Genomic DNA, 25,002 nt, shown 5'->3' on the forward strand with positions numbered 1-25,002 from the left:
ACTAATGAATGTTATTTAAGAACAAGATAGTCTTAACGACACTCACATTGCTAATAAGCTTTACCGCTTTGGCTCAAAGTCAGAGCGGTAAGGCTTCGTTTTATCCCAAGAAGTTCACAGGCAGGAAGACCGCCAGCGGCGAACGGCTGCACCATGACAGTCTGACCTGTGCACATCGTACCTACCCTTTCGGTACGTTGCTAAAAGTGACTAATCCGGAAAACAACAAGCATGTGATTGTACGCGTAACCGACAGAGGACCTTACGTAAAAGGACGAATCATCGATCTCTCGGTTAAAGCTGCTCAAGAACTTGGAATCGTTGCCCAAGGTATCGCCCCTGTCATTGTCGAACACTACAGTTCTGCTATTATCCCTTTCAAACCTGAAGACATCTTCGAACAGCCAGAACTGGAGATGGGAACTAACAGCGGGCCGTTGGAAAAGCCTGTATGGGTGATTCTACGGGAACAGATGAAGAAAGAAACAGCCAAAGAAAAAGATAGTAAGCGATAGAATGATTCTATCGCTTACTTGTTATTATACGGAACTCACGAGCCTGAGAACGCAGTTCCCTGTTATCCTGGAAAACACTTACACGGATGACGGCCTCACCGTCACGTAAACGATCATCAGTCCTTATAATAGCCGAATATCGGATGCCTCTACCAGGCATAATACTCTCTATCAGGACATTCTCTGAGATATGGATATGTCTATTACCCGTAACTTCCTTTACTGAAGGCAACACACGGAATACAGGTTTTGCTGAAGTATTAAACACTTCGAATACAATTCTAGCATCTTCGCCACGGCTTAATACATGGTCACGGGTGGCATCCACAATTCGGGGATTACGAATCTCAAGACACGGCTCAACGACGCGATTGACGGGAGCAGTAGACGGAGTAAAGTCTTCTCCAAAGCCATAAAGACGGTCATCAGCCTCACCACCTCCATAATAGGTGTCTCGATCTCGCTGCGACTCTATACGCTCCATACGCTGCCGACGGTAGTCCTCGTACTTCTTCTGTTCTGCGTTGTCGGCAGCAGCACCAACAGCCGCTCCGACCATAGCACCACCAGCCATACCAATCAGAGTACCGACATCACTACCACGCGGGCCAGCAGCGATTCCTCCTATAGCAGAACCGATAATAGAGCCAAACGACGCACCGGTATAAGTACCAGCAGCCGTATAGCTACCACAGCTGCTCAACAACAGCAGTGCGCCAACCGATAAAACTAACATCTTTTTCATAAGCAGACCTATTATTGTTCAACGCTGCAAAGATAAGAAATGTATAAGATACCAACAAGGGGAAATCCCGAAAATTGCATAGGGGAACCCCTACAAGGCAATTTTATACGAATAATAAACAAAAAAGTCCCGCATCTTTTCGATACGGGACCTTCATATAAAAGAGATTTTGATTTATTCAGCCTTTGCCTCTTCTGCGGGAGTCTCAGCAGGAGCCTCTGCCTTTGCCTCCTCAGCAACGGGTGCTTCTGCAGGAGCAGCCTCAGCCTTAGGAGCAGCCTTACGAGAACGACGGGTAGTCTTCTTCTTGGTCTCCTTGGCCATTTCGGGATCAAAGTCTACGAGCTCGATGAAGCAAACCTGTGCAGCATCACCCTGACGAGTACCGAGCTTGATGATACGAGTGTATCCACCAGGACGGTCTCCTACCTTCTGAGCTACCTCTCCGAAGAGTTCCTTGATAGCTTCTTTGTTCTGCAGGTAGCTGAATACTACACGACGAGAATTGGTAGAGTCTTCCTTTGCCTTAGTAACCAGGGGCTCTACATACTTCTTCAAGGCCTTAGCCTTTGCAACGGTCGTAGTGATTCTTTTGTGCATGATCAGCGAGATAGCCATGTTTGCAAGCATGGCACTACGATGAGATGCAGTACGACCGAGATGGTTGAATTTCTTACTATGTCTCATTTTGTTTCTTTTCTTTTTATTGGGCGCTGAGTCTTATAGGCCAAACCTACAGTTACTCCTTGTCCAGTTTATACTTTGAAATGTCAGTTCCAAACGAAAGATTCAGACTCTCGAGCAAATCATCAAGCTCGGTGAGCGATTTCTTACCGAAGTTACGGAACTTAAGAAGGTCTGTCTTGTTGTACTGTACCAGATCGCCAAGCGTCTCAACATCAGCAGCCTTGAGGCAGTTGAGGGCACGAACCGAGAGGTTCATGTCAACGAGACGTGTCTTAAGCAATTGGCGCATGTGCAGAATCTCCTCATCAAACTCCTGATTGCCCTCTGACTCGGTATTCTCGAGTGTAATCTTCTCGTCAGAGAACAGCATGAAGTGATAAATCAGAATCTTTGCAGCCTCCTTCAGGGCATCCTTCGGGTGAATGGAACCGTCCGTCGTAACTTCCAGCACGAGCTTGTCGTAGTCGGTCTTCTGCTCAACACGATAAGGCTCTACAGCATATTTTACATTACGAATCGGAGTGTAAATAGAATCGATTGCTATTACATTTACATCAGTGCAGAACTCGCGATTCTCATCAGCGGGTACATATCCGCGACCTTTGTTAATTGTAAGATCAATCTGCATCGATGCCTTGGAATCTAAATGACAAATCACCAAATCGGGATTCAGCACCTCAAATCCAGTCAGATACTTGCCTATGTCTGCGGCTTTGAATTCGGTAGAATTCTCGACCGTGATACTGACTTTCTCGTTCTCGAATTCTTCTACTACTTGCTTGAACCTAACTTGCTTCAGGTTCAAGATAATGTTGGTCACGTCTTCCTTTACACCAGGTACAGATGAGAACTCGTGCTCAACACCAGCAATACGAATGGTGTTGATGGCATAGCCCTCAAGTGATGAAAGAAGAATGCGACGGAGGGCGTTACCGATGGTCACACCGAAACCAGGCTCCAAAGGACGGAATTCGAACTTGCCGAACTTGTCGTTGGCCTCCAACATTACGACTTTATCAGGTTTTTGAAATGCTAATATCGCCATTAATTTAAATGATTTTAGTTCTTAGAGTACAACTCAACGATTAACTGTTCCTTAATGTTCTCGGGGATGTCGGTGCGCTCGGGCTTGTGCAGGAACTTACCGCTCTTTGAATTCTCATCCCACTCGATCCAGGGATACTTACTATGGTTGAAACCAGCAAGGGCTGCCTCAATAACCTCGAGAGACTTTGACTTCTCACGAACAGCGATAACCTGACCGGGCTTCACACTATAGGAAGGGATATTAACAACCTGGCCGTCAACAGTGATATGCTTGTGACCTACGAGCTGACGAGCAGCTGCACGAGTAGGAGCAATACCAAGACGGAACACTACATTGTCGAGTCGGCTCTCCAGCAACTGAAGGAGCACCTCACCGGTAATACCCTCAGCCTTAGCAGCCTTCTCAAACAAATTACGGAACTGGCGCTCAAGTACTCCATAAGTGTACTTGGCCTTCTGCTTCTCTGCCAGCATGACTGCATACTCCGACATCTTACGACGACGGTTGTTGCCATGCTGTCCCGGGGGGAAGTTCCTGCGGGACAAAACTTTGTCTGCGCCGAAAATGGGTTCACCAAAACGGCGTGCAATTTTTGATTTCGGTCCTAAATATCTTGCCATAATTCTAAAAATAATTTTCTGTAAATATTGAATAGCCTCAAAGACTATACACGACGACGCTTTGGAGGACGACAACCATTATGTGGCAGTGGTGTAACGTCGATAATCTCCATTACCTCAATACCAGCACCATGGATAGCACGGATAGCAGATTCACGTCCGTTACCGGGACCCTTTACATAAGCCTTCACCTTGCGCAGACCCAGATCGTAAGCAACCTTAGCGCAATCCTCGGCTGCCATCTGAGCAGCATAAGGAGTATTCTTCTTTGAACCACGGAAGCCCATCTTACCTGCTGATGACCAAGAGATAATCTGACCCTCATCGTTAGCCAAAGACACAATAATATTATTGAAAGAACTGTGTACGTGGAGCTGACCAATAGCGTTAACTCTCACGTTTCTTTTCTTTGAAGTGACTGTTTTCTTTGCCATAATTCTTAAATTCTTTAATCGTTCAACTTAGAATTACTTCGTAGCCTTCTTCTTGTTAGCAACAGTCTTCTTCTTTCCCTTACGAGTACGAGCATTATTCTTTGTGCTCTGACCGCGAACAGGAAGACCATTACGATGACGGACTCCACGATAGCAACCAATATCCATCAGTCGCTTAATATTCAACTGGATCTCACTACGAAGATCACCTTCTACTTTGAATTCAGCGCCGATGATTTCACGGATTTTGGCTGCCTGGTCGTCAGTCCACTCGTTGACCTTCAGGTCACGGCTGACACCTGCCTTATCCAATATCTTTGCTGAACTACTTCGACCAATACCATAGATATAGGTCAATGCGATTTCGCCACGCTTGTTCTGGGGCAAATCTACTCCAACAATTCTTATTGCCATTTGTTAAATAAAAAGATAAAATAATAAACTTTAAATTTCGAAATTCTGCTAAAAAGCATGCAAAGGTACGAAGATTTTCTCAAACCTCCGCACATTTTATGCTTATTTAACATTAACCCTGACGCATTTTATACTTAGGGTTCTTCTTGTTGATAACGAACAGGCGGCCCTTACGACGTACAATTTTGCAGTCTGGGGTACGCTTCTTCAATGATGCTCTTGTTTTCATATTTGTTCCTATTGTTTATTTGTATCTAAATACAATTCGTCCCTTTGTCAGGTCATACGGACTCATTTCGACCTTAACCTTATCGCCAGGAAGTATCTTGATATAGTGCATTCTCATCTTTCCAGAGATATGCGCAATTATCTGGACTCCATTTTCAAGTTCTACTCGGAACATCGCATTCGATAACGACTCTACGATTGTTCCGTCTTGCTCAATAGCGGATTGCTTTGCCATAAATCTAATATATATTTCCTTCTAATTTTTGAACTTCATCGAATGAAGATAAAATCTCAGCCTTACCCTTACGAACAGCTATCGTATGCTCGAAATGAGCAGCGGGTTTACCGTCTCGGGTGCGGATAGTCCAACGATCCTTATCCAGCCAGATGGCACGATCACCCATCGTAATCATGGGTTCGATAGCAATGCACATACCGGCTTTCAACATCACGCCATTTCCTCTCCTGCCATAGTTTGGTACCTGCGGATCCTCATGCATGTCACGACCAATACCATGACCGGTCAACTCACGCACGACTCCATACTTCTGTGCCTCACAATGCTCCTGCACCGCACTACTGATATCACCAAGATGCCTTCCTGCTACGGCATTTTCAATACCTAGGTAAAGCGCTTCCTTAGTGGTTTTCAGCAACTTCTTGACCTCTTCTGAGACCTCGCCCACGCAAAACGTATAACAAGAGTCTCCATTGAAGCCATTCAGTAATGTTCCGCAGTCAACAGAGATGATATCGCCATCTTTCAGAATTGTTTCTGCATTAGGCACACCGTGAACGACTACGTCATTAACTGACGTGCAGATGCTGGCAGGAAACGGCCCTCCATATGGATTGGGGAAACCCTTAAATGTCGGTATAGCTCCATTATCTCTAATGAACTCATCCGCAATTTTATCCAACTGGAGGGTCGTTACTCCAGGCTTTATATGTTTTGCTAATTCGCCAAGCGTACGACCAACGAGTTGGTTCGCCTGACGCATCAGCTCTATTTCATCCTCAGTCTTCAGAAATATCTTCATAGAAGAAGATTAGTATGCAGCCATTCCGCGACCGTGGATACGGCCAGAACTGAGCAGACCATCATAGTGACGCATCAGCAGATGACTCTCGATCTGTGCAAGCGTATCAAGCACGACACCGACAAGAATCAGCAGAGATGTACCACCAAAGAACTGAGAGAATGCATCCTGTACATTCAGCAAACTTGCAAAAGCAGGCATGATAGCGATGAAAGCAATAAACAGAGAACCGGGCAGGGTGATGCGAGACATCACAGTGTCGATATACTCTGCAGTTTCCTTACCAGGCTTAACACCAGGAATGAAACCATTGTTACGCTTCATATCCTCTGCCATCTGAGTTGGATTCAGAGTGATTGCTGTGTAGAAATAGGTAAATGCGATAATCAGAACAGCAAATACAACGTTGTAAGCCAGCGAATGATGATCCATCATCGTACGAATGGCCTGCATGAACGGTGAAGTGCTTTCCGGGTTCATCCACTGGGCGATGCTCAACGGAATAAACATCAGAGCCTGAGCAAAGATGATTGGCATTACGTTAGCAGCGAACAGCTTCAGAGGGATGTACTGACGTGCACCACCAACCTGCTTATTACCTACGAGGCGCTTTGCATACTGTACGGGAACCTTGCGGACACCCTGTACCAGAACAATAGATGCGCAAACAACTGCATAGAGAATGATAATCTCAACGAGGAACATCACCAATCCGCCACCAGTGATGGCAGTAAAACGCGAGCTCACTTCCTGAATGAAAGCCTGAGGCAGGCGGGCAATGATACCAATCATAATGATCAGTGAGATACCATTTCCTATACCCTTATCCGTAATGCGCTCACCCAACCACAGGATGAACATACTTCCTGCAGAAAGAATGATAACAGCGGGAACCATAAAGACAGACCAAGAGATACCTGTTGCCAGAGCTGCTCCTGAAGTCATCTTAAGGTTCATCAGGTAACCCGGTGCCTGAAACAGCAGGATTGCTACTGTCAGCCAACGGGTATACATACTGATTTTCTTACGGCCGCTCTCGCCCTCACGCTGCATTTTCTGCACGTAAGGAACAGCGACAGCGAGAAGCTGCATTACGATAGAAGCAGAGATGTATGGCATGATTCCAAGCGCAAAGATAGATGCGTTGGAGAATGCACCACCGGAGAACATGTCAAGCAACGACATCAGACCGCCAGCAGTCTGAGACTGCAATTGGCTCAACATGGCTGGATTGATACCGGGGAGTACCACAAACGAGCCAAAACGATAAATCGCTACAAACAGGAGAGTAATCAGGATGCGCTGACGCAGATCCTCAATCTTCCAAATGTTCTTCAGTGTCTCTATTAACTTCTTCATATACAGTTTTAGATTTTTGTTGCGTTACCACCTACTGCCTTGATAGCTTCCTCGGCAGTCTTTGAAAAAGCATTGGCCTCTACGTCAACCTTTGCCTTCAGTTCACCAGTACCAAGAACCTTGATCAGTTCCTTGCCATTGGTAAGACCTGCAGCGATCAACTCTGCCACTCCGATCTTAGTGAGGTTTTTCTCCTCAGCAAGCTTCTGAAGTGTAGAGAGGTTAACAGCAAAGTATTCCTTGTGGTTGATGTTCTTGAAACCAGCCTTCGGAACACGGCGCTGGAGAGGCATCTGACCACCTTCGAAACCAATCTTTCTCTTATAACCAGAACGAGCCTTGGCACCCTTGTGACCACGGGTAGAAGTACCACCCAGACCAGAACCTGGTCCGCGACCGATACGACGACGTGAGTGAGTTGAGCCCTCAGCTGGCTTTAAATTATTCAGTTTCATAATCGAATCTACTTTTTAAATGTTGTTATTAGTCAATAACGGTCACTAAGTGGTGAACCTTGCGAATCATTCCACGGATTGAAGGAGTATCCTCTACCTCAACAACCTGGGAGATTTTACGCAGGCCGAGAGCCTCGAGCGTACGCTTCTGGTCTACCGGATAACCGATCTTACTCTTAATCTGCTTAACCTTAATTGTTGCCATAGTCAATTTCTCCTTTATCCTCTAAATACTTTATCCATACTGATTCCACGGGTACCTGCAACAGTGTAGGCATCACGCATCAGGCTCAGAGCTGCGATAGTAGCCTTTACCAGATTGTGAGGGTTTGATGAACCCTTTGACTTTGCAAGCACATCCTTTACACCAACACTCTCCAGTACGGCGCGCATAGCACCACCAGCCACAAGACCGGTACCGGCAGCGGCCGGCTTCAGGAATACCTGTGCACCACCGAAGCGGGCTTCCATCTCATGAGGAATAGTACCCTTGAGAACGGGAACCTTAACAAGATTCTTCTTGGCAGCCTCAACACCCTTAGCAATAGCTGCTGTTACTTCACCAGCTTTACCAAGACCCCAGCCGATAATGCCATTGCCGTCACCGACAACAACAATAGCTGCGAATGTAAAGGTACGACCACCCTTTGTTACCTTGGTAACACGGTTGATGGCAACCAATCTGTCTTTCAACTCTACGTCACTATTTACTTTAACATTCTTCATTGCCATAATCGTTTAGAATTTAAGTCCACCTTTACGTGCTGCGTCTGCAAGTGACTTTACACGGCCGTGATAGAGATAACCGTTACGGTCGAAGACTACGGCAGTAACGCCAGCCTCCTGAGCCTTCTGGGCTACCAGCTCACCAACCTTCTCAGCCTGCTGGATCTTAGGCATAGTCTCGAGACCCAGTGATGATGCAGATGCGAGTGTTTTACCTTCCAAATCATTGATCACCTGAGCATAGATCTGCTTGTTGCTGCGGAATACACTCAGACGAGGACGCTCGGCTGTGCCGAACACGTTCTTACGAATTCTATATTTGATCTTAATTCGTCTTTCTACTTTCTTCGTTGTCATAATCGTCAAATCAATTAAAGTTACTTAGCTGATGCTGACTTACCCGACTTACGACGGATAACCTCACCCTTGAACAAAATACCCTTTCCTTTGTAAGGCTCAGGCATACGGAAAGAACGAATTTTAGCACAAATCAGACCGAGCAGTGCTTTGTCACATGACTCGAGGATAATCTGAGGATTCTGGTTACGCTCCATCTTTGTCTCAACCTTAACCTCCTTAGGAAGCTGGATGAAGATGGGGTGTGTATAACCAAGAGCGAACTCAATGATGTTACCCTGATTAGATACACGGTAACCAACACCTACGAGTTCCATTTCCTTCTTATAGCCTTCGCTAACACCTACAACCATGTTGTTGACAAGCGCACGATACAGACCATGGAAAGCCTGCTTCTGCTTAATGTTGACAGGGCTGTTCTCATCGATCTCGAATGTCACGTGGCCATCTTCAATCTTCACCTTGATAGATGAATCTACCTTCTGTGAAAGCTCTCCCTTAGGACCCTTTACGGTAACGATACCGTCCTTGTCCTGAGCAACTGAAACGCCTGCAGGGATACTAATTGGCAATTTTCCTATTCTTGACATATTCTATCCTCCAATTAATATACGTAGCAAAGAACCTCACCACCGATTTTCTGGGCAGCGGCCTCTTTGTCTGTCATTACACCTTTAGACGTGGAAAGAATTGCGATTCCAAGTCCGTTAATAACTCTCGGCATCTCTTTGTAGCCAGTGTACTTGCGGAGACCCGGTGTGGATACTCTCTTCAGACACTTGATGGCGTTTTCACGAGTTGCAGGGTCATACTTCAAAGCTACCTTGATAGTACCCTGAGGACCATCCTCAATGAACTTGTAGTTCAGGATGTAACCCTTCTCGAAGAGGATCTTTGTGATCTCTTTCTTCAAGTTTGACGCAGGAACCTCAACGACACGGTGATGTGCCATGATTGCGTTTCTGAGTCGTGTCAGATAATCTGCTATTGGATCTGTCATAAAATAAAATTTTAATTAATCGGGACTACCCCGACAATATTAATAATCTCTGTTTCTTTCTTGTTGTTTACCAACTAGCCTTCTTTACCCCAGGAATCAGACCGCTTGATGCCATCTCACGGAACTGGATACGAGAAAGACCAAACTGGCGCATATATCCCTTTGGACGTCCCGTGATCTTGCAACGGTTGTGCAGACGGATGGGGTTTGCATTCTTGGGAATGCTCTGCAACTTGCGAGCTGCCTCATAAGCCTCAGCAGGATCCTCGCTTGTAGCAATTACCTTCTTCAGAGCTGCACGCTTTTCAGCGTAACGAGCAACGAGCTTGGCGCGCTTTACCTCGCGGGCTTTCATTGATTCTTTTGCCATATCTCTTAATCGTTTTTAGCGTTCTTGAATGGAAGACCGAATGCCTTCAGCAGAGCATAACCTTCCTCATCGGTCTGAGCTGATGTTACGAAAGTGATGTTCATACCCTGAATACGGTCTACTGAATCGATATTAATCTCCGGGAAGATAATCTGCTCCTGGATACCCAGTGTGTAGTTACCACGGCCATCGAACTTGCTCTCGATACCCTTGAAGTCACGGATACGGGGAAGAGCAATACGAACGAGTTTCTCAAGGAACTCATACATGCGCTCACGACGGAGAGTCACCATCACGCCGATAGGCATCTTCTTACGAAGTTTGAAGTTGGCGATATCCTTCTTAGAATATGTAGCAACTGCCTTCTGACCACAGATGGCGCTGATTTCGTTGATAGCTACGTCGATGATCTTCTTATCCTGAGTTGCGTCGCCCAATCCCTGGTTAACAACAATCTTCTTCAGGGCAGGAATCTGCATCGTTGAAGTGTAGTTGAACTGCTTCTGCAGAGCAGGAGCGATCTTCTCCTTGTACTCTGACTTTAACTGTGCTGTATTTGCCATTACTTAATCTCCTCCCCTGATTTTTAGCGATACGGGTGACCTTCTTGCCCTCGCGCTTGATAGCAACACGGGTAGCCTTGCCACTCTTCGGATCAATCAAACTAATATTTGAGATGTGAATAGGAGACTCCATCTTCACGAAACCTCCCTGAGGATTCTTGGCGCTAGGCTTTGCACTCTTGTTGACCATGTTAACACCTTCAACAAGGGCACGCTGCTTGTCGGCCATAACCTTCAGCACCTTACCAGTCTTGCCCTTATCCTCACCGGCCAGGACGATGACTGTATCGTTTTTCTTAATATTGAACTTTGCCATTTCTTGTATCAATTTAAATATTAAAGTACCTCAGGTGCCAAAGAAACGACCTTCATATTCACGGCACGGAGTTCACGGGCAACAGGGCCGAAGATACGGCTGCCGCGGAGCTCACCAGCATTGTTCAGCAGTACGCAGGCGTTATCGTCGAAACGGATGTATGAGCCATCAGCACGACGGATTTCCTTCTTAGTGCGAACAACCAAAGCCTTTGATACTGCACCCTTCTTTACATCACTTGTAGGGATCGCGTTCTTGATAGAGACGACGATGATATCACCTACGCTGGCATAACGGCGCTTTGTACCACCCAATACACGGATGCAAAGAGCTTCACGTGCACCGCTGTTGTCAGCTACTGTAAGTCTTGATTCTGTCTGTATCATAATTACTTAGCTTTTTCTACAATGTTAACTAATCTCCATCTCTTTGTCTTTGACAGAGGACGGGTTTCCATAATGAGCACGGTATCACCTACATTGCACTCGTTCTTCTCGTCGTGTGCGTGATACTTCTTTGTCTTCTGGACAAACTTACCATAAATAGGGTGCTTCTCCTTGAACTTAGCGGCAATAACAATGGTTTTATCCATCTTGTTGCTGATAACGACACCCTGTCTTGTCTTTCTTAAATTTCTTGTTTCCATCTGGACCATTGTTATTTATTAAGTTCTCTCTGATGAAGTTCTGATTTCATACGTGCGATATCACGACGAGCAGCCTTAATCTGAGATGGATTCTCAAGCGGAGTGATGGCGTGGTTTAACTTCATCTGGTTGTACTTTGCAACCTCAGCCTCAATGCGCTCTGCCAAGTCCTTGGTCTCGAGCTCTCTTACTTCTTTAATCTTCATACTCAATTAAGCGTTTTTATCGTAATCACGTCTAATAACAAACTTTGTCTTAACCGGCAGTTTCTGTGCACCGAGGCGGAGAGCCTCCTTAGCAACGTCGAAAGGAACGCCTTCTACTTCAAAGAGGATGCGGCCAGGAGTAACGGGAGCTACCCATCCTGCGGGATCACCCTTACCTTTACCCATTCGGACATCAGCAGGTTTGCGAGTAATGGGTTTATCAGGGAAGATGCGGATCCATACCTGACCTTCACGGTTCATATAACGGTTGATGGCAACACGAGCTGCCTCAATCTGGCGGCTGTCAATCCACTTGGCATCCAGAGTCTTGATGCCGAATGAGCCGAAAGCCAGCGTTGTACCTCTGTGGGCGTTGCCTTTATTGCCGCGTCCATCCTGAGGTCTTCTATATCTTACTCTTTTGGGCTGTAACATAATAAGCTTCTACTTTAAACGATTATTACTTCTTCTTATTACGGAACTTTCTGTCACCGCCACGACCAGCGCCGTTTGAACGGCCACCAGCCTTCTCCTGAGTGAAGTTCGGAGCCAGGTCAACGTTACCATAAACCTCACCACGGCAAATCCAAACCTTAATGCCCAGCAGGCCAACCTTTGTCAGGGCCTCAGAGTGGCAGTAGTCAATGTCTGCACGGAAGGTGTGCAGTGGAGTACGGCCTTCCTTCAACATCTCACTACGAGCGATTTCTGCTCCATTGAGACGACCTGAGATGAGTACCTTAATACCCTCGGCGCCAGCACGCATCGTGTTCTGAATAGCCATCTTGATAGCACGGCGATAAGCAATCTTACCCTCTATCTGGCGAGCGATGTTATTAGCCACGATGGTTGCGTCGAGCTCAGGACGCTTAACCTCAAAAATATTAATCTGAATCTCCTTATCGTAGAGCTTCTTCAGCTCTTCCTTCAGTTTGTCAACATCTTGACCACCTTTACCAATGACGATACCCGGACGGGCAGTGCAAATAGTAATGGTAACCAGCTTCAATGTACGCTCGATGACAATCTTAGAAACGCTTGCCTTAGCCAGGCGCTCGTTCAGATACTTACGGATTTTCTGATCCTCTACCAGGTTATCTCCGAAGTCTTTGCCTCCGAACCAATTTGAATCCCAACCTCTAACGATACCCAGACGGTTGCTTATTGGATTAACTTTCTGTCCCATACTTATTCTTTTACGTCATTAGTTTTAGCGTCAACGAACAGGGTCACGTGATTAGAACGCTTGCGGATACGATAGCCGCGGCCCTGAGGTGCCGGTCTCATTCTCTTCATTGTAACACCCTCGTCGACGAAGATGCGAGTTACGAACAGCTCACCGTCCTCTGCCTTGCGATCATTCTTGGCTTCCCAGTTGGCAATGGCTGAACGGAGGAGTTTTTCTACATCAGCTGCAGCTGCCTTCTTCGAGAAACGAAGCACACCCAGTGCGCGATTTACCTCCATGCCGCGGATCATATCAACGACATAGCGCATCTTACGGGGTGAAGAGGGGCAGCCTTTCAGCTTGGCAAAATACTGTGTCTTAAGTGCTGCTTTTCTTTCTTCAGCCTTAATATGTTTTCTTGCTCCCATTGTAAATTCTTAATTCTTAATTCTTAAATTCTTAAATCTCCCTGGGATTACTTCTTGTTACCAGCATGTCCGCCGAAACGACGCGTAGGTGCAAACTCACCGAGTTTGTGACCAACCATGTTCTCAGTAACGTAAACAGGGATAAATTTGTTACCGTTATGAACTGCAACAGTGTGTCCCACGAAGTCCGGGGAAATCATTGATGCTCTGGCCCATGTCTTAACGACATTCTTCTTACCACTCTCATTCATAGCAAGAATCTTCTTCTCGAGTGATACGTTGATGTACGGACCTTTCTTTAATGAACGACTCATAATTTTCTTCTCTAATTAACTTCGTGATTACTTCTTGTTAGCTCTTTCAATGATATACTTGTTTGAAAGCTTCTTAGGTGCACGAGTCTTGAGACCCTTAGCGTACAGACCCTTACGTGAACGTGGGTGTCCACCAGACTGACGGCCTTCACCACCACCCATTGGGTGATCATGCGGGTTCATAACAACACCACGGTTGTGAGGACGCTCGCCCAACCAGCGGCTGCGACCAGCCTTACCAGAAGCCTCAAGGGCGTGGTCAGAGTTACCTACACTACCTACAGTAGCCTTACAAGCTGAGAGAATCTGACGAGTCTCGCCTGAAGGAAGCTTGATAACGCAATAGCTACCCTCACGAGAAGTCAACTGAGCGAAATTACCTGCCGAACGAACGAGCTTGGCACCCTGACCGGGACGCATCTCAATGTTGTGGATGACTGTACCAACGGGGATGTTAGCGAGTGGAAGTGCATTACCTACCTCAGGCACTGCATCCGCTCCTGACATCAAGGTTGCACCAACCTGCAGTCCATTAGGAGCAATGATATAACGTTTTTCACCATCAGCGTAGAAAAGAAGCGCAATGCGAGCAGAGCGGTTAGGATCATACTCGATTGTCTTAACTACAGCTGGAACACCATCCTTCTCTCGTTTGAAGTCGATCAGACGATACTTCTTCTTGTGACCGCCACCCATGTAACGGACGGTCATCTTACCGGTGTTGTTTCGACCACCAGTAGAACGCTTACCGTAAACGAGAGACTTCTCTGGCACGGATGCAGTAATATCCTCGAACGTGCCAATAATCTTGTGTCTTTGACCCGGAGTTACGGGCTTTAATTTACGTACTGCCATTTCTATTATTGAATATTGCTATAAAAATCAATTGCATCGCCCTCCTTCAGAGTAACGATAGCCTTCTTGAACGCGTTCTTCTGACCCTTGATCAGACCGGCCTTTGTGTAGCGTGAGCTACGCTTTCCGGCATAACGAACGGTATTCACGTCGATCACTGTCACATTGTACAGGCTCTCAACCTCTTTCTTAATCTCAAGCTTATTAGCCTCGGGCTTAACGATGAAACCATACTTAGCCTCGGCCTTCTTGGTTCTCTCTTCACCCTTAACCTTATAAGTTTTCTCTACAGAAGACTTGTCTGTAATCTTGGTCATCTTCTCAGTGACCAGGGGTTTAATGATAAATGCCATTTCTATTTGTCTCCTTTACTTGTTTAAGATACCGTCGATAACCTCCAGAGACTTCTCAGAGATAACCAGTACATCAGCATTCAAAACTTTGTAAGAATTAATGGTTGATGCCTCCATTACCTCTGCGCCCTGCAGATTGCGAGCCGACAAATATACGTTATTATTTGTTCCTGACAAAACAAAGAGAGTCTTCTTGCCGTCTACTTTGAGATTTTTTGCAATATTTACGAATTCTTTAGTCTTTGGGGCATCCATATTGAAGTCCTCAACAACTACGATTGCATTCTCCTGAGCCTTGTAGGCCAGTGCAGACTTACGAGCAAGAAGCTTCACCTTCTTATTCAGTTTGAAGCCATAGTCACGGGGTGTGGGACCGAACACGCGAGCACCACCACGCAGCAGTGGAGAGTTGATGTCACCATGACGTGCACCGCCACCGCCTTTCTGACGACCGAGCTTACGAGTAGAACCAGAGATTTCGCTTCTCTCCTTTGACTTAGCTGTACCCTGACGCTGGTTAGCGAGATACTGCTTTACATCCAGATAAAGAACGTGGTCATTAGGTTCAATGCCGAAGATAGCCTCATTCAGAGTTACCTTTCTTCCGGTCTCCTGACCGTTGATATTCAATACGCTAACTTCCATCTTTACTTGTTGATTATTACAGTTGAACCATTGTAACCAGCGCAGCTACCCTTGATAAGAATCAGGTTGTGCTCTGGAATTACCTTTAACACTTTGAGGTTCTGAGTTGTCACTCTGTCACCTCCCATTTGACCGCCCATGCGCATTCCCTTGAACACCTTAGCGGGATAAGAACAAGCACCGATAGAACCTGGCTTACGCAGACGGTCGTCCTGACCGTGAGTAGCCTGACCTACACCGCCGAAACCATGGCGTTTCACGACGCCCTGGAATCCCTTACCCTTAGATGTTCCGACAACGTCAACAAACTCGGCACCCTCGAAGATGTCGACTGTTACGGTGTCACCGAGGTTGAGCTCCTCGTCAAACTTGAACTCGGCCAAGTGAGCCTTTGGTGTTGTGTTAGCCTTCTTGAAGATACCCATCATTGCTTTGGTGGTATTCTTCTCCTTCTTCTCACCGAAGGCGAGCTGAACAGCCTTATAGCCATCCTTCTCTACAGACTTAACCTGAGTAACAACACAAGGACCAGCTTCGATTACAGTGCACGGTACATTCTTACCGTCGGCACTGAAAACGGATGTCATTCCGATTTTTCTTCCAATTAATCCTGGCATTTCAGTTTAAAATTTAAATAATAATATTGTTTATATTGTTCTTTTTTAAGTGTCATCTCGCTTTTCGAAGCACACAAAACCCACTTAAAAAGGAACTTCAACTGCTTCATTCTTGAAGGCTAAGTTGCTCTTTATCAGGGTATTGATAGCTATCGAGCCAGCGCAATACGCACTTTTGCGGGTGCAAAGGTACAAATATAATGTGAGATAGGCAACATTTATCACCCGCCAAAACGTATTTTTAAGTTTTTTTATGAATTTAAGAAGCAAAAGGCATGTTAATTTGTAAAAAAGGGCGCATCCGAAACTTCGGATGCGCCACTTTATCATTGAGGGGAAATTGATAATACTATACCTTAATCTCAACCTCAACACCGCTGGGAAGCTCAAGCTTCATCAGTGCGTCAACAGTCTTAGCAGTTGAGCTGTAGATGTCAATCAGACGCTTGTAGTCTGAGAGCTGGAACTGCTCACGGGCCTTCTTGTTAACGAAGGTAGAGCGGTTTACGGTGTAAATACGCTTGTGCGTAGGAAGGGGGATAGGACCGCTGATGATAGCACCTGTGGCCTTAACTGCCTTCACGATCTTCTCGGCTGACTTGTCTACGAGCTTGTGGTCGTAGCTCTTCAGCTTGATACGAATTTTCTGACTCATTGTCTTTCTATTTTAATTGTTATTATAAAACGGAGGCCGCTAAAGAGTCATTTGCTCAGCGGCACTCCTAATTCAGTCTTTTATTAGACGAGGTCGGCACGACCCTTCACCTCCTCAAGTACAGTCTTGGCGATTGAGCTTGAGAGTGGTGCGTGGTGATCATACTCCATAGAGCTGGTAGCACGACCTGAGGTGATAGTACGGAGAGCGGTTACATAACCGAACATCTCTGACAGGGGAACCTGAGCCTTAACGACACGGGCACCGCTGCGAGCCTCTTCCATACCCTCTACCTGACCACGACGCTTGTTCAGGTCACCGATCACGTCACCCATGTTCTCCTCAGGTGTTACAACCTCGAGCTTCATGATAGGCTCCATGAGTACGGGCTTAGCCTGAGCGCAGACTGCCTTGTAAGCCATCTGGGCAGCAATCTCGAATGAGAGCTGGTCAGAGTCAACTGGGTGGAACGAACCGTCGACAACGACTACCTTCAGTGAATCCATAGGATAGCCACCGAGGATACCGTTCTTCAGAGAAGCCTCGAAGCCCTTCTGTACGGCGGGGATGAACTCCTTAGGAATGTTACCACCCTTCACCTCGTTGATGAACTGCAGAGGTCCATTCTCCTTAACATCGTAATCCTCGTCAACAGGACCAACGTTTACGATGATGTCGGCGAACTTACCACGACCACCCGACTGCTTCTTGTAAACCTCACGGTAACCCATAACAGTCTTGGTGATGGCCTCCTTGTAGTTAACCTGAGGCTTACCCTGGTTACACTCAACCTTGAACTCACGCTTCAGACGGTCGATAATGATATCGAGGTGAAGCTCACCCATACCAGAGATAATGGTCTGACCACTCTGCTCGTCGGTACGTACGGTGAAGGTTGGGTCTTCCTCAGCCAGCTTAGCGAGACCGTTGTCGAGCTTAGCAACGTCGGCCTGGCTCTTGGGCTCTACTGCGATAGAGATCACAGTGTCGGGGAAGGTCATTGACTCGAGCACGATAGGATGTGCCTCGTCACAGAGAGTATCACCAGTGCGGATATCCTTGAAGCCTACACCTGCACCGATATCACCGGCGTCGATTGACTCCATGGGGATTTCCTTATTTGAGTTCATCTGGAACAGACGGCTGATACGCTCCTTCTTACCTGAGCGGGGATTGAATACGTAGCTTCCGGCAGTGATCTTACCAGAGTAGACACGGAAGAATACCAGACGTCCCATATATGGGTCGGTGGCAATCTTAAATGCCAGAGCTGATGTAGGCTCATCCTCAGAAGGCTTACGATCCTCTTCCTCGTCGGTGCTGGGGTTGGTACCCTTGATTACCTCTACGTCAACAGGTGCGGGCAGGAATGCACACACATAGTCGAGCAGGGGCTGAACACCCTTATTCTTATAAGAAGAACCGAGCAGCATAGGAGTACACTGCATAGCGATGGTACCCTTACGGATAGCTGCGATGATCTCAGCCTCGGTGATTGAGTCGGGATCGTCGAAGTACTTCTCCATCAGAGCCTCGTCGTACTCAGCGGCAGCCTCGAGCAGCTTGTTACGCCACTCGTCGCACTCAGCCTGCAGCTCCTCGGGGATATCCTCAACATCGTACTCAGCACCCATAGTCTCATCGTGCCACAGGATAGCCTTCATCTTGATCAGGTCAACGAGACCCTTGAAGTTCTCCTCAGCACCGATGGGCACCTGAATAACAACGGGGTTAGCACCCAGGATGTCCTTCATCTGCTGAACAGTCTCGAAGAAGTCAGCACCTGAACGGTCCATCTTATTTACATAACCGATACGGGGAACGTTGTACTTGTCGGCCTGGCGCCATACAGTCTCAGACTGAGGCTGTACACCGTCTGCCGCAGAATAGGTAGCAACAGCTCCGTCGAGCACACGCAGTGAACGCTCTACCTCAGCGGTAAAGTCTACGTGTCCCGGAGTATCGATCAGGTTAATCTTGAAAGTCTTGTTATCCCATGTCCAGTTACAGGTTGTAGCAGCAGAGGTAATAGTGATACCACGCTCCTGCTCCTGGGCCATCCAGTCCATCGTTGCAGCTCCATCATGTACCTCACCGATCTTGTGCGTCTTACCTGTGTAGAACAGGATACGCTCAGAGGTCGTTGTCTTACCGGCATCGATGTGGGCCATAATACCGATGTTTCTTGTCAAATGTAAATCGCGATTTGCCATTGTTTTGTATATCCTTAATTTGCTTTTACCTTAAAAAACACCTAAATTAGAAACGGAAGTGTGCAAATGCGCGGTTAGCCTCAGCCATACGGTGCATATCCTCCTTACGCTTGAAGGCACCACCCTGGTTGTTGAAGGCATCCATAATCTCTGCAGCCAGCTTGTCAGCCATAGACTTACCACTACGCTTGCGTGCGAACTGAATCATGTTCTTCATTGAGATGCTCTCCTTACGGTCTGCACGAATCTCGGTAGGAACCTGGAAAGTAGCACCACCGATACGGCGGCTCTTAACCTCAACCTGCGGGGTAATGTTATCGAGGGCCTGCTTCCAGATCTCGAGAGCAGACTTCTCCTCATTATTCATCTTAGCCTTCACTGTCTCCAGCGCATTGTAGAAAATCTCGTACGACTTGGTCTTCTTACCATCGTACATCAGGTGATTCACAAACTTTGAGACCTTCTGGTCATTGAACACGGGATCCGGCAGGATCACACGCTTCTTTGGTTTTGCTTTTCTCATTTTGTTTTTTGAATGATTAAATTCTGCTTGGGGGCTGTTCTTACTTGTTCTTCAACGCTCTCACGTGAGCATTTACTCAACCTTATAACATTTACCGAATAATATCGGCGCTCCAGCAAAACGGATTAAAATTTGTTTCTTTTTTGGCTCGACTGACCTTCTCCGGTCATTTTACTTCTTAGCCTTAGGACGCTTAGCTCCATACTTTGAACGACGCTGGGTGCGGTTTGCAACACCGGCGGTATCCAATGTACCGCGAACGATGTGGTAACGTACACCTGGCAGGTCCTTTACACGACCACCGCGAACAAGCACGATAGAGTGCTCCTGCAGGTTGTGTCCCTCGCCGGGGATGTAAGAGTTAACTTCCTTCTGATTTGTCAGACGAACACGGGCTACCTTACGCATAGCCGAATTAGGCTTCTTCGGGGTTGTTGTGTAAACACGTACGCAGACACCACGACGCTGAGGACAGTTGTCCAGCGCGGGTGACTTTGACTTGTCAACAATCACCTTTCTGCCTTTTCTTACCAATTGTGAAATTGTAGGCATAATACTTTTACTTTAAATTAATTTATGTATATATATTGTTTATATTCAATACTTTACAACGCCCTACCTCGCTCAGAAGGGCATTTCGGGCTGCAAAGGTACAACTATTTTTCGACTCCACCTAATCTATAATGAAGAAAAAGCGCCATACCCTATATGATTTAACAAGAAATAACGTTATTTGCAATAATTAACAACGAATTCCTGCCTAATTTGGTTGTATGATGCACAATCTGGTAGCATCGTTTGCACTCTGTCCTCAGGTATCGCACAGGTAGTGAGAGCAGTTGTCAGGGCGGTAGCTTTCCGATGTCATCTATAGGCGGTGGCATTGACAGAGACTATTCCCTTAATTGCAATTTAGACTAAATTACAGAGCAAAATAGACTAAATTGGTCAGCAATTTAGTCTAAATTGCGAAAGCGCGGATGATACGTGCCAGTTTGCCGACTGCTTTCTGTCAGTCATATCCATATCAGTATACAAACAAATAAAACGGGAAAAGTGACAGCTAAGTTCACTTTTCCCGCTTAAAAGGGATTTATTGTAAGCGCATCGCAACCGATGCGTTTGATTTACTTCTCGTCGAGTACTGTTTCTTCGGCAAAGTCAAGCACATTCTTGCGATTAGCCTGAATACGCTCATACTCTTCCTTCGAACCAACAATAATCTTCTCGAACTCACGCAGACCGGTACCGGCAGGAATCAGGTGACCGCAGATAACGTTCTCCTTCATACCCTCCAGATGGTCTACCTTACCACGGATGGCAGCCTCGTTGAGCACCTTGGTTGTCTCCTGGAACGATGCAGCCGACATGAACGACTTGGTCTGCAGAGCTGCACGGGTGATACCCTGCAGGATCTGAGTAGACGTTGCAGGTACGGCATCACGAACCTGAACAAGGCGGAGGTCACGGCGCTTCAGCATAGAGTTCTCGTCGCGCAGCTTGCGGGCTGTTACGATCTGACCCTTCTGCAGGTTCTCAGAGTCACCGGCATCGGTAACAACCTTCTTACCCCAGATACGGTCGTTCTCCTCTGCGAAGTCGAGCTTGTCGACAATCTCCTGCTCGAGGAACGAGGTGTCACCGGGCTCATTGATCTGAACCTTACGCATCATCTGGCGGACGATGATCTCGAAGTGCTTATCGTTGATCTTCACACCCTGCAGACGATATACGTCCTGAACCTCATTCACGATATACTCCTGAACAGCGGTGGGACCCTTGATGGCCAGGATGTCGGCAGGCGTGATGACACCGTCAGAGAGCGGTGTACCAGCACGTACGGCATCATGCTCCTGTACCAGGATCTGCTTAGAGAGTGATACGAGGTAGCGACGCTGCTCGCCAGTCTTTGAAGTAACGATAATCTCACGGTTACCACGCTTTACCTTACCCATGGTCACCTCACCATCGATTTCCGATACAACGGCGGGGTTAGATGGATTACGTGCCTCGAAGAGCTCGGTTACACGTGGCAGACCACCAGTGATATCACCACCCTTGGCTGCAGCACGAGGAATCTTAACGAGGGTTTCACCAGTCTTAAGTGTCTGGCCATCCTCTACTACCACGTGACCACCTACAGGGAAGTTATATGTTCCGATGACCTCACCGTCAGCACCAATGACATCACAGGTGGGCACCTTAGACTTATCCTTAGACTCGGTTACGATCTTCTCAGTCAGACCAGTTGTTTCGTCAGTCTCGGCACGGAAGGTAATACCCTCGATCACGTCGTTGAACTTCAGCGTACCGGCATACTCGGTCACGATGACAGCGTTGAACGGATCCCACTGTGCGATCTTGTCGCCCTTGGCAACCTCGTCGCCATTGTGGAAATAGAGTGAAGAACCATAAGGCACGTTTACTGTAGAAAGAACGATCTTCGTATTAGGATCAACGAAACGGAGTTCACCCAGACGGCTGACAACCATCTCGCATTCGCGACCATCCTCATCGAACGGAACGGTACGAACCTCTTCCATCTCAATCATAGCACGGTCGTACTTACAAACGATGCTGGCATTTGCTGCAGCGTTGGCAGCCACACCACCGGCGTGGAACGTACGAAGTGTAAGCTGTGTACCCGGCTCACCGATAGCCTGAGCGGCAATCACACCAACAGCCTCACCCTTCTGTACCATACGACGGGTAGCAAGGTTACGTCCGTAACACTTCATGCAGACACCCTTCTTCGACTCACAAGTGAGCACTGAACGGATCTCAACGCTCTCGATATCAGCCTTCTCGATGGCATCAGCAACGCTCTCGGTGATTTCCTCGCCGGCCTCTACAATAACTTCACCGGTCTTGGGGTTAATCACATCGTGTACTGATACACGGCCGAGGATACGCTCTGAGAGACTTGAGATAATCTCATCACCACTCTTCAGAGCAGTACACTGCAGACCACGGAGTGTGCCACAGTCCTCCTCTGTGATGATCACATCGTGAGAAACGTCAACCAGACGACGGGTCAGGTAACCTGCGTCGGCGGTCTTCATGGCCGTATCGGCAAGACCCTTACGAGCACCGTGAGTAGAGATGAAGTACTCAAGCACTGACATACCTTCCTTAAAGTTAGAAAGGATCGGGTTCTCAATAATCTGATGTCCCTCGGCACCGGCTTTCTGAGGCTTTGCCATCAGACCACGGATACCTGAGAGCTGCTTGATCTGGTCCTTACTACCACGGGCACCTGAGTCAAGCATCATGAATACGGCGTTGAAGCCCTGGTCGGCCTCGGTCATCTGCTTCAGCAGGATGTTACCGATATCATTGTTAACGTGTGTCCAGGTATCGATAACCTGGTTGTAACGCTCGTTGTCGGTGATGAATCCCATGTTATAGTTGTCGGTAATCTGACGAACCTCCTCGTTACCCTTCTGGATCAGGTCAGCCTTCTCCTTCGGGATGATGATGTCGTCGAGGTTGAACGACAGACCAGCCAGGTAAGCCATACGATAACCGAGGTTCTTAATACCATCGAGGAACTCGCATGCCTCAGCAAATCCGACATTCTTGATAACGTCGGCAATAATATCACGCAGACTCTTCTTTGAGATAATCTTATTAACGAATCCTACCTCGTTAGGAATAATGCCATTCACGATGACACGACCTACAGAGGTCTCAACCAAGTGACGCACTGGCTGACCGTCAACGATATCGTCGACAAGAACCTTCACCTGCGCATGGAGGTCACACTTACCCTCATTATGAGCGATAATAGCTTCCTCGGGGCCGTAGAAGGTCAGACCTTCACCCTTAGCTCCCGGACGGATCTTGGTAATATAGTACAGACCAAGCACCATATCCTGTGAAGGAACGGTGATAGGCGCACCATTGGCAGGATTCAGAATGTTATGGCTCTGAAGCATCAGCAACTGTGCCTCGAGAACTGCCTCATTGCTCAATGGGAGGTGTACAGCCATCTGGTCACCATCGAAGTCGGCATTGAACGCCGTACAAGCCAATGGATGAAGCTGGATTGCCTTACCCTCAATCAGTTTAGGCTGGAAGGCCTGGATACCCAGACGGTGCAGTGTCGGTGCACGGTTAAGCAGAACGGGATGACCCTTCATCACGTTCTCCAGGATATCCCAGATAACCGGCTCACGACGATCAACGATCTTCTTGGCGCTCTTCACCGTCTTCACGATACCACGCTCAATGAGCTTACGGATGATGAATGGCTTGTAGAGCTCGGCAGCCATCAGCTTAGGCAGACCGCACTCACCCATCTTCAACTCAGGACCTACAACGATAACCGAACGGGCTGAGTAGTCAACACGCTTACCGAGCAAGTTCTGACGGAAACGGCCCTGCTTACCTTTCAGTGAGTCGGACAGTGACTTCAGAGGACGGTTTGAGTCGCTCTTCACTGCTGAAGACTTACGGCTGTTGTCGAAGAGTGAGTCGACAGCCTCCTGCAGCATACGCTTCTCGTTACGGAGAATCACCTCAGGAGCCTTAATCTCCATCAGGCGCTTCAGACGGTTGTTACGGATGATCACACGACGATAAAGGTCGTTCAGGTCGGATGTTGCGAAACGACCACCATCCAGTGGCACGAGAGGACGAAGCTCTGGAGGTGTCACAGGGATAATCTTCATGATCATCCACTCAGGACGGTTAATACCCTTCTCTACACTCTGACGGAATGCCTCAACAACCTGCAGGCGCTTCAAAGCCTCGTTCTTACGCTGAACGGATGAGTCACTGTTTGCACGGTCACGCAACTCATATGACAATGAGTCGAGATCAATGCGTACAAGGAGGTCGTAGATGGCCTCTGCACCCATCTTAGCAATGAACTTATTGGGATCGCTATCATCCAGATAAGCATTATCAGGTGAGAGCTGGTTGTCAATGATATCGTTATATTCCTCCTCAGAAAGCAGGTCGTAAACATTAGAACCAATGGCATCGTTACCTTCAGCATCCTTCTTACCAGCCATAGCACCTGGCTGAATAACGACATAACGCTCATAATAAATGACAGCATCGAGCTTCTTAGTAGGAAGACCAAGCAGATAACCAATCTTATTAGGAAGGCTACGGAAATACCAGATGTGTGCAATGGGCACAACAAGCTCGATGTGACCAGCACGCTCACGACGAACCTTCTTCTCGGTTACCTCTACACCACAGCGGTCACAAACGATACCTTTATAACGGATACGCTTGTACTTACCGCAGGCACACTCATAGTCCTTAGTAGGACCGAAGATGCGCTCGCAGAACAGACCGTCACGCTCCGGCTTGTAAGTACGGTAGTTGATGGTCTCAGGTTTGGTAACCTCTCCGAAGCTGCTCTCGAGGATCTCTTCGGGCGAAGCAAGTCCGATGGTAATTTTCGTAAAATTACTCTTTACTTTTGAATCTTTCTTGAAAGCCATATATATTATTCTTTCTCTTAAATTCTTAAAACTAAATTCTTAA

35 protein-coding genes and 1 pseudogene are annotated in these 25,002 nt (G+C 47.2%); 1 reads left to right on the plus strand and 35 read right to left on the minus strand.

Translation table 11 applies throughout. The annotated features are described in order from the left end of the window. Positions 1 to 8 precede the first annotated feature (8 nt). Positions 9 to 515 (plus strand): septal ring lytic transglycosylase RlpA family protein, encoded by a 507-nt coding sequence (locus tag T325_RS01875; RefSeq protein ID WP_036909848.1) that lies wholly within the window; start codon positions 9 to 11, stop codon positions 513 to 515. Between the two features lie 7 nt (positions 516 to 522). On the opposite strand, the gene T325_RS01880 is transcribed toward T325_RS01875, so the two are convergent. From T325_RS01880 to rpoC, 35 genes and pseudogenes are all read right to left on the minus strand, one after another. Beyond that, positions 523 to 1,260, minus strand: coding sequence for a hypothetical protein (locus T325_RS01880; RefSeq protein ID WP_036909849.1), 738 nt, complete (start codon positions 1,258 to 1,260; stop codon positions 523 to 525). Between the two features lie 174 nt (positions 1,261 to 1,434). Next, the gene (rplQ, locus tag T325_RS01885; RefSeq protein ID WP_036909851.1) at positions 1,435 to 1,947 is read right to left on the minus strand and encodes a 50S ribosomal protein L17; all 513 of its coding nucleotides are present in this window, start codon (positions 1,945 to 1,947) and stop codon (positions 1,435 to 1,437) included. Positions 1,948 to 1,999: 52 nt separating this feature from the next. After that, entirely contained in the window at positions 2,000 to 2,992 is a 993-nt protein-coding gene (locus tag T325_RS01890; protein ID WP_036909853.1) for a DNA-directed RNA polymerase subunit alpha, read from the minus strand. Between the two features lie 14 nt (positions 2,993 to 3,006). Further along, a complete protein-coding gene (gene rpsD, locus T325_RS01895) occupies positions 3,007 to 3,615 on the minus strand; it encodes a 30S ribosomal protein S4 (RefSeq protein WP_036909854.1) in 609 nt (202 codons plus the stop codon). Positions 3,616 to 3,659: 44 nt separating this feature from the next. Beyond that, the gene (gene rpsK / locus T325_RS01900; protein WP_013063216.1) at positions 3,660 to 4,049 is read right to left on the minus strand and encodes a 30S ribosomal protein S11; all 390 of its coding nucleotides are present in this window, start codon (positions 4,047 to 4,049) and stop codon (positions 3,660 to 3,662) included. A gap of 33 nt (positions 4,050 to 4,082) precedes the next feature. Beyond that, positions 4,083 to 4,463, minus strand: coding sequence for a 30S ribosomal protein S13 (gene rpsM, locus T325_RS01905; protein ID WP_013065210.1), 381 nt, complete (start codon positions 4,461 to 4,463; stop codon positions 4,083 to 4,085). A gap of 112 nt (positions 4,464 to 4,575) precedes the next feature. Further along, complete coding sequence (rpmJ, locus tag T325_RS01910) at positions 4,576 to 4,692, minus strand: 50S ribosomal protein L36 (protein WP_009160995.1); 117 nt, start codon at positions 4,690 to 4,692, stop codon at positions 4,576 to 4,578. 15 nt (positions 4,693 to 4,707) lie between these two features. Then, entirely contained in the window at positions 4,708 to 4,926 is a 219-nt protein-coding gene (gene infA, locus T325_RS01915; RefSeq protein ID WP_004341775.1) for a translation initiation factor IF-1, read from the minus strand. 4 nt (positions 4,927 to 4,930) lie between these two features. Continuing rightward, positions 4,931 to 5,731, minus strand: coding sequence for a type I methionyl aminopeptidase (map, locus tag T325_RS01920; protein WP_036909856.1), 801 nt, complete (start codon positions 5,729 to 5,731; stop codon positions 4,931 to 4,933). A 9-nt stretch (positions 5,732 to 5,740) separates the two neighbouring features. After that, entirely contained in the window at positions 5,741 to 7,090 is a 1,350-nt protein-coding gene (secY, locus tag T325_RS01925; protein WP_036909857.1) for a preprotein translocase subunit SecY, read from the minus strand. An 8-nt stretch (positions 7,091 to 7,098) separates the two neighbouring features. After that, complete coding sequence (rplO, locus tag T325_RS01930; RefSeq protein WP_036909859.1) at positions 7,099 to 7,545, minus strand: 50S ribosomal protein L15; 447 nt, start codon at positions 7,543 to 7,545, stop codon at positions 7,099 to 7,101. Positions 7,546 to 7,573: 28 nt separating this feature from the next. Then, on the minus strand, positions 7,574 to 7,750 hold the full coding sequence (gene rpmD, locus T325_RS01935; RefSeq protein WP_036909860.1) for a 50S ribosomal protein L30: 177 nt from the start codon (positions 7,748 to 7,750) through the stop codon (positions 7,574 to 7,576). A 14-nt stretch (positions 7,751 to 7,764) separates the two neighbouring features. Next, the gene (rpsE, locus tag T325_RS01940; RefSeq protein WP_036909861.1) at positions 7,765 to 8,277 is read right to left on the minus strand and encodes a 30S ribosomal protein S5; all 513 of its coding nucleotides are present in this window, start codon (positions 8,275 to 8,277) and stop codon (positions 7,765 to 7,767) included. 6 nt (positions 8,278 to 8,283) lie between these two features. Continuing rightward, entirely contained in the window at positions 8,284 to 8,628 is a 345-nt protein-coding gene (gene rplR / locus T325_RS01945; protein WP_036909862.1) for a 50S ribosomal protein L18, read from the minus strand. 20 nt (positions 8,629 to 8,648) lie between these two features. After that, the gene (rplF, locus tag T325_RS01950) at positions 8,649 to 9,218 is read right to left on the minus strand and encodes a 50S ribosomal protein L6 (protein ID WP_036909864.1); all 570 of its coding nucleotides are present in this window, start codon (positions 9,216 to 9,218) and stop codon (positions 8,649 to 8,651) included. Between the two features lie 14 nt (positions 9,219 to 9,232). Beyond that, entirely contained in the window at positions 9,233 to 9,628 is a 396-nt protein-coding gene (gene rpsH, locus T325_RS01955; RefSeq protein WP_036909866.1) for a 30S ribosomal protein S8, read from the minus strand. A gap of 67 nt (positions 9,629 to 9,695) precedes the next feature. Continuing rightward, complete coding sequence (gene rpsN / locus T325_RS01960) at positions 9,696 to 9,998, minus strand: 30S ribosomal protein S14 (protein WP_036909868.1); 303 nt, start codon at positions 9,996 to 9,998, stop codon at positions 9,696 to 9,698. Positions 9,999 to 10,003: 5 nt separating this feature from the next. Beyond that, the gene (gene rplE / locus T325_RS01965) at positions 10,004 to 10,561 is read right to left on the minus strand and encodes a 50S ribosomal protein L5 (protein ID WP_036909869.1); all 558 of its coding nucleotides are present in this window, start codon (positions 10,559 to 10,561) and stop codon (positions 10,004 to 10,006) included. A gap of 4 nt (positions 10,562 to 10,565) precedes the next feature. Then, positions 10,566 to 10,877: pseudogene (rplX, locus tag T325_RS01970) on the minus strand (50S ribosomal protein L24); the annotation flags it as partial. A gap of 20 nt (positions 10,878 to 10,897) precedes the next feature. Then, positions 10,898 to 11,263 carry a 50S ribosomal protein L14 gene (gene rplN, locus T325_RS01975; RefSeq protein ID WP_013065032.1) on the minus strand — a complete coding sequence of 122 codons (366 nt, stop codon included), beginning with the start codon at positions 11,261 to 11,263 and terminating at the stop codon, positions 10,898 to 10,900. A 2-nt stretch (positions 11,264 to 11,265) separates the two neighbouring features. Next, positions 11,266 to 11,532 carry a 30S ribosomal protein S17 gene (rpsQ, locus tag T325_RS01980; RefSeq protein ID WP_036909872.1) on the minus strand — a complete coding sequence of 89 codons (267 nt, stop codon included), beginning with the start codon at positions 11,530 to 11,532 and terminating at the stop codon, positions 11,266 to 11,268. A gap of 2 nt (positions 11,533 to 11,534) precedes the next feature. After that, positions 11,535 to 11,729, minus strand: a complete 195-nt coding sequence (gene rpmC / locus T325_RS01985) for a 50S ribosomal protein L29 (protein WP_013065209.1) — start codon at positions 11,727 to 11,729, stop codon at positions 11,535 to 11,537. 6 nt (positions 11,730 to 11,735) lie between these two features. Next, positions 11,736 to 12,164, minus strand: a complete 429-nt coding sequence (gene rplP / locus T325_RS01990; protein ID WP_036909874.1) for a 50S ribosomal protein L16 — start codon at positions 12,162 to 12,164, stop codon at positions 11,736 to 11,738. Positions 12,165 to 12,189: 25 nt separating this feature from the next. Then, entirely contained in the window at positions 12,190 to 12,915 is a 726-nt protein-coding gene (gene rpsC / locus T325_RS01995; RefSeq protein WP_036909877.1) for a 30S ribosomal protein S3, read from the minus strand. A gap of 2 nt (positions 12,916 to 12,917) precedes the next feature. Beyond that, on the minus strand, positions 12,918 to 13,325 hold the full coding sequence (rplV, locus tag T325_RS02000) for a 50S ribosomal protein L22 (RefSeq protein ID WP_036909881.1): 408 nt from the start codon (positions 13,323 to 13,325) through the stop codon (positions 12,918 to 12,920). Between the two features lie 47 nt (positions 13,326 to 13,372). After that, positions 13,373 to 13,639, minus strand: a complete 267-nt coding sequence (gene rpsS, locus T325_RS02005; RefSeq protein WP_013065476.1) for a 30S ribosomal protein S19 — start codon at positions 13,637 to 13,639, stop codon at positions 13,373 to 13,375. A 27-nt stretch (positions 13,640 to 13,666) separates the two neighbouring features. Beyond that, a complete protein-coding gene (gene rplB / locus T325_RS02010; RefSeq protein ID WP_036909882.1) occupies positions 13,667 to 14,494 on the minus strand; it encodes a 50S ribosomal protein L2 in 828 nt (275 codons plus the stop codon). 5 nt (positions 14,495 to 14,499) lie between these two features. Next, positions 14,500 to 14,847 carry a 50S ribosomal protein L23 gene (gene rplW, locus T325_RS02015; RefSeq protein ID WP_036909883.1) on the minus strand — a complete coding sequence of 116 codons (348 nt, stop codon included), beginning with the start codon at positions 14,845 to 14,847 and terminating at the stop codon, positions 14,500 to 14,502. Positions 14,848 to 14,862: 15 nt separating this feature from the next. Further along, the gene (gene rplD / locus T325_RS02020) at positions 14,863 to 15,492 is read right to left on the minus strand and encodes a 50S ribosomal protein L4 (protein WP_036909885.1); all 630 of its coding nucleotides are present in this window, start codon (positions 15,490 to 15,492) and stop codon (positions 14,863 to 14,865) included. 2 nt (positions 15,493 to 15,494) lie between these two features. Beyond that, positions 15,495 to 16,109 (minus strand): 50S ribosomal protein L3, encoded by a 615-nt coding sequence (gene rplC / locus T325_RS02025; RefSeq protein WP_036909886.1) that lies wholly within the window; start codon positions 16,107 to 16,109, stop codon positions 15,495 to 15,497. A 349-nt stretch (positions 16,110 to 16,458) separates the two neighbouring features. Then, positions 16,459 to 16,764: a 30S ribosomal protein S10 gene (gene rpsJ, locus T325_RS02030; protein WP_013064715.1), complete on the minus strand. Its 306-nt coding sequence runs from the start codon at positions 16,762 to 16,764 to the stop codon at positions 16,459 to 16,461. 83 nt (positions 16,765 to 16,847) lie between these two features. After that, on the minus strand, positions 16,848 to 18,977 hold the full coding sequence (gene fusA / locus T325_RS02035; protein WP_036909887.1) for an elongation factor G: 2,130 nt from the start codon (positions 18,975 to 18,977) through the stop codon (positions 16,848 to 16,850). 46 nt (positions 18,978 to 19,023) lie between these two features. Then, entirely contained in the window at positions 19,024 to 19,500 is a 477-nt protein-coding gene (rpsG, locus tag T325_RS02040) for a 30S ribosomal protein S7 (RefSeq protein WP_036909888.1), read from the minus strand. 171 nt (positions 19,501 to 19,671) lie between these two features. Next, complete coding sequence (gene rpsL / locus T325_RS02045) at positions 19,672 to 20,052, minus strand: 30S ribosomal protein S12 (RefSeq protein WP_013063973.1); 381 nt, start codon at positions 20,050 to 20,052, stop codon at positions 19,672 to 19,674. 575 nt (positions 20,053 to 20,627) lie between these two features. Then, a complete protein-coding gene (gene rpoC, locus T325_RS02050; protein WP_036909889.1) occupies positions 20,628 to 24,959 on the minus strand; it encodes a DNA-directed RNA polymerase subunit beta' in 4,332 nt (1,443 codons plus the stop codon). Positions 24,960 to 25,002 lie beyond the last annotated feature (43 nt).

It is taken from the genome of Prevotella sp. FD3004 (assembly GCF_000746155.1).
GTDB lineage: Bacteria > Bacteroidota > Bacteroidia > Bacteroidales > Bacteroidaceae > Prevotella.

Coding starts and splice junctions, on each gene's coding strand:
- T325_RS01875 (WP_036909848.1), top strand. CDS start 9: ATGTTATTTAAGAACAAGATAGTCTTAACGACACTCACATTGCTAATA.
- T325_RS01880 (WP_036909849.1), bottom strand. CDS start 1,260: ATGAAAAAGATGTTAGTTTTATCGGTTGGCGCACTGCTGTTGTTGAGC.
- rplQ (WP_036909851.1), bottom strand. CDS start 1,947: ATGAGACATAGTAAGAAATTCAACCATCTCGGTCGTACTGCATCTCAT.
- T325_RS01890 (WP_036909853.1), bottom strand. CDS start 2,992: ATGGCGATATTAGCATTTCAAAAACCTGATAAAGTCGTAATGTTGGAG.
- rpsD (WP_036909854.1), bottom strand. CDS start 3,615: ATGGCAAGATATTTAGGACCGAAATCAAAAATTGCACGCCGTTTTGGT.
- rpsK (WP_013063216.1), bottom strand. CDS start 4,049: ATGGCAAAGAAAACAGTCACTTCAAAGAAAAGAAACGTGAGAGTTAAC.
- rpsM (WP_013065210.1), bottom strand. CDS start 4,463: ATGGCAATAAGAATTGTTGGAGTAGATTTGCCCCAGAACAAGCGTGGC.
- rpmJ (WP_009160995.1), bottom strand. CDS start 4,692: ATGAAAACAAGAGCATCATTGAAGAAGCGTACCCCAGACTGCAAAATT.
- infA (WP_004341775.1), bottom strand. CDS start 4,926: ATGGCAAAGCAATCCGCTATTGAGCAAGACGGAACAATCGTAGAGTCG.
- map (WP_036909856.1), bottom strand. CDS start 5,731: ATGAAGATATTTCTGAAGACTGAGGATGAAATAGAGCTGATGCGTCAG.
- secY (WP_036909857.1), bottom strand. CDS start 7,090: ATGAAGAAGTTAATAGAGACACTGAAGAACATTTGGAAGATTGAGGAT.
- rplO (WP_036909859.1), bottom strand. CDS start 7,545: ATGAAACTGAATAATTTAAAGCCAGCTGAGGGCTCAACTCACTCACGT.
- rpmD (WP_036909860.1), bottom strand. CDS start 7,750: ATGGCAACAATTAAGGTTAAGCAGATTAAGAGTAAGATCGGTTATCCG.
- rpsE (WP_036909861.1), bottom strand. CDS start 8,277: ATGGCAATGAAGAATGTTAAAGTAAATAGTGACGTAGAGTTGAAAGAC.
- rplR (WP_036909862.1), bottom strand. CDS start 8,628: ATGACAACGAAGAAAGTAGAAAGACGAATTAAGATCAAATATAGAATT.
- rplF (WP_036909864.1), bottom strand. CDS start 9,218: ATGTCAAGAATAGGAAAATTGCCAATTAGTATCCCTGCAGGCGTTTCA.
- rpsH (WP_036909866.1), bottom strand. CDS start 9,628: ATGACAGATCCAATAGCAGATTATCTGACACGACTCAGAAACGCAATC.
- rpsN (WP_036909868.1), bottom strand. CDS start 9,998: ATGGCAAAAGAATCAATGAAAGCCCGCGAGGTAAAGCGCGCCAAGCTC.
- rplE (WP_036909869.1), bottom strand. CDS start 10,561: ATGGCAAATACAGCACAGTTAAAGTCAGAGTACAAGGAGAAGATCGCT.
- rplN (WP_013065032.1), bottom strand. CDS start 11,263: ATGATACAGACAGAATCAAGACTTACAGTAGCTGACAACAGCGGTGCA.
- rpsQ (WP_036909872.1), bottom strand. CDS start 11,532: ATGGTCCAGATGGAAACAAGAAATTTAAGAAAGACAAGACAGGGTGTC.
- rpmC (WP_013065209.1), bottom strand. CDS start 11,729: ATGAAGATTAAAGAAGTAAGAGAGCTCGAGACCAAGGACTTGGCAGAG.
- rplP (WP_036909874.1), bottom strand. CDS start 12,164: ATGTTACAGCCCAAAAGAGTAAGATATAGAAGACCTCAGGATGGACGC.
- rpsC (WP_036909877.1), bottom strand. CDS start 12,915: ATGGGACAGAAAGTTAATCCAATAAGCAACCGTCTGGGTATCGTTAGA.
- rplV (WP_036909881.1), bottom strand. CDS start 13,325: ATGGGAGCAAGAAAACATATTAAGGCTGAAGAAAGAAAAGCAGCACTT.
- rpsS (WP_013065476.1), bottom strand. CDS start 13,639: ATGAGTCGTTCATTAAAGAAAGGTCCGTACATCAACGTATCACTCGAG.
- rplB (WP_036909882.1), bottom strand. CDS start 14,494: ATGGCAGTACGTAAATTAAAGCCCGTAACTCCGGGTCAAAGACACAAG.
- rplW (WP_036909883.1), bottom strand. CDS start 14,847: ATGGCATTTATCATTAAACCCCTGGTCACTGAGAAGATGACCAAGATT.
- rplD (WP_036909885.1), bottom strand. CDS start 15,492: ATGGAAGTTAGCGTATTGAATATCAACGGTCAGGAGACCGGAAGAAAG.
- rplC (WP_036909886.1), bottom strand. CDS start 16,109: ATGCCAGGATTAATTGGAAGAAAAATCGGAATGACATCCGTTTTCAGT.
- rpsJ (WP_013064715.1), bottom strand. CDS start 16,764: ATGAGTCAGAAAATTCGTATCAAGCTGAAGAGCTACGACCACAAGCTC.
- fusA (WP_036909887.1), bottom strand. CDS start 18,977: ATGGCAAATCGCGATTTACATTTGACAAGAAACATCGGTATTATGGCC.
- rpsG (WP_036909888.1), bottom strand. CDS start 19,500: ATGAGAAAAGCAAAACCAAAGAAGCGTGTGATCCTGCCGGATCCCGTG.
- rpsL (WP_013063973.1), bottom strand. CDS start 20,052: ATGCCTACAATTTCACAATTGGTAAGAAAAGGCAGAAAGGTGATTGTT.
- rpoC (WP_036909889.1), bottom strand. CDS start 24,959: ATGGCTTTCAAGAAAGATTCAAAAGTAAAGAGTAATTTTACGAAAATT.